This window comes from Streptomyces californicus, assembly GCF_000717645.1.
GTDB classification, from domain to species: Bacteria; Actinomycetota; Actinomycetes; order Streptomycetales; family Streptomycetaceae; genus Streptomyces; species Streptomyces californicus.
On record NZ_JNZZ01000067.1, the window covers coordinates 1 to 1967 of the forward strand.

A 1967-nucleotide genomic window follows, 5' to 3' on the forward strand; every position below is an offset into this window, starting at 1 on the left:
TTCCACCCCCGCACCGCTCCCGCCCGGCCGGCGCGCCAGTGGTGCTCCTCGGCCAGGACGCGGCGCTGGGTGAACCGGACGAGTGACCAGCGCCGCCGCCCAGCAGGGGACGGAGGGGAGTCGAACGTGCAGGCCCCCTCCAGCCGCAGCTGGTCCAGGTGCACCGCACCGGCGAACAGGCAGGGCGACAGATCGACGTCGGCCAGGACCAGGTGGGCGGCATCCACCCCGCGCAGCGACGCCAGCCCCACCCCCGCGCCCGGGGCACCCGCGAACGCCCCCTCCGCCAGCTCGGAACCGTCGGCGAGTACGAAGGGATCGGACTCGGCCGCGATGGTGAGGGGGTACTCGAACACCGCGTGGGCGAAATCGACCGTGGTGTAGCGCAGACGTAGCTCGGCCGTCGCCGCCCAAAGAGTCCGCCGACACTCCAAACGCCGCGCAGCGAGCGACAGAGTCACCGGGCCGCCGAACATCGCACCGGACAGAACCACCCGACCAGCACACACCAGCGGCCCGACGCGGTCTGCCTTTGTGAAGGTCGCGGAGTCGAACTGGGCGTTGCCGAAGCGGGTCACGCCGGTCGACAGGTCATGGACGGCGTTCAAGAGGGCTTGCAGGAGCGACGGGGTGAAGGTGGTGCCCCGGTGGTCGATGTCGGTGCCAGGGGCTAGGTCGGTCAGGTAGGCGTGGCGGTCGGTGTGGGCCAGGTGGGCGAGGCACGCGGTGTGGCCCGGGACATGGATGCCTCGGCATCCGATGGGGTCGGCCGCAGGATCGGCGCCGTGTGCACAGTGCGGCCAGGGCGGCGGTACGGGTGTGCTCATGGCGCTGCGACTCCACAGTTTCAGGGCTTGCCCGCACGGACTCCCGCAGGGCAGGAGCAGTTCAGATTCGATTTGAAGGACCGGCCTGGTCGCTTGAGAGGCGAAGGCTACGCAAGAGGGCCTTCCCGCACCTCCCGTTTGCGCTCTTCCCAGCGCTCGACCGCGGCCTTGGCGGCGTAGTACCTGGTGGTCAGTGCGACGCGGATGGGGTGGCGGAGTTCGAGGAGCCGGACGGTGTCGAGGTCGGGCGCGATACCGCGGGGGAGGACCCCTTCCGTGTCTATCGCGGGGCCGATGACGAGCACGGAGTTGGTGCGGGCGGCGTGCCGGAACGCGGCTACGTCTTCGGCAGCCCACGCATCCCCGTTGCAGCCGACCGGCGGAGTCAGAGGGGAGCCGGCGTCGCTCATTCCCACCACCCAGCGGAGGTATCCGCCAGGGTTCCCGAAGTAGTGCTCCTCGGCGTAGCTGAAGCGGCGGGCGCCGAGCTCGAACCACGGTCCGCAGTCCTCCGCGTTGGGACTGGGCAGAGCGGCCAGCGGAGTCTTGCCGAGGGTGATCCGGTGCGGCCCGATGGAGACCCGCCGGCGGAAGAGCCGGCTGCGGGCGGTGAGGGAGTACATCAGCACCTCGTTGTCGTCGTTGCACCAGGTGACGAGGTAGCCGAGCACGCCCAGCGGCCACGTCCGAACCGTCACCTCGACGTCCTGCAGCGGCTCCTCGCACTCGTTCTCGCCGGTGGGGGCCGAGTACTGCCGGACCGTCGTCTTGCGCTGCCAGGCGGGCTCGCCGAACTGCTCCGTGACGTAGTCGTGGCGGACGTACGGCGCGATGCCACGGTAGGCCCGGATCACCCGGCGGCGTTTCCCGAGAGACGCGTGCCACCACCCGCGGGCGATGCCGAACAGCCCGTAGAGGGCGGTGAGGACGGCGGCCAGCGTCCAGACATTCAGCCTGGTCTCGATCACGGGAGAGAAGGACACGCGGACATCCTGCCGCGCCCCCTGCCCGCGTGTTCCGAAATTGCCGGTTCGGCCCGGCGGAACGACGGCTTTGCGCCGCGGCCGTATGCGACGGCCAGTCTCGACCCGCCCCCTGGCCGCGCACCTCCCTGACCGGTGCGCCCGGTGACCGACACTC

General features: G+C 70.8%; 1 protein-coding gene and 1 pseudogene. Both read right to left on the reverse strand.

Annotation, left to right across the window (positions count from 1 at the left end; genetic code table 11):
- Positions 1 to 827: pseudogene (locus IF19_RS0134215) on the reverse strand (pentapeptide repeat-containing protein); the annotation flags it as partial.
- A 107-nt stretch (positions 828 to 934) separates the two neighbouring features.
- The gene (locus IF19_RS01000000135225; protein ID WP_050493930.1) at positions 935 to 1810 is read right to left on the reverse strand and encodes an ETEC_3214 domain-containing protein; all 876 of its coding nucleotides are present in this window, start codon (positions 1808 to 1810) and stop codon (positions 935 to 937) included.
- Between the last annotated feature and the right edge of the window lie 157 nt (positions 1811 to 1967).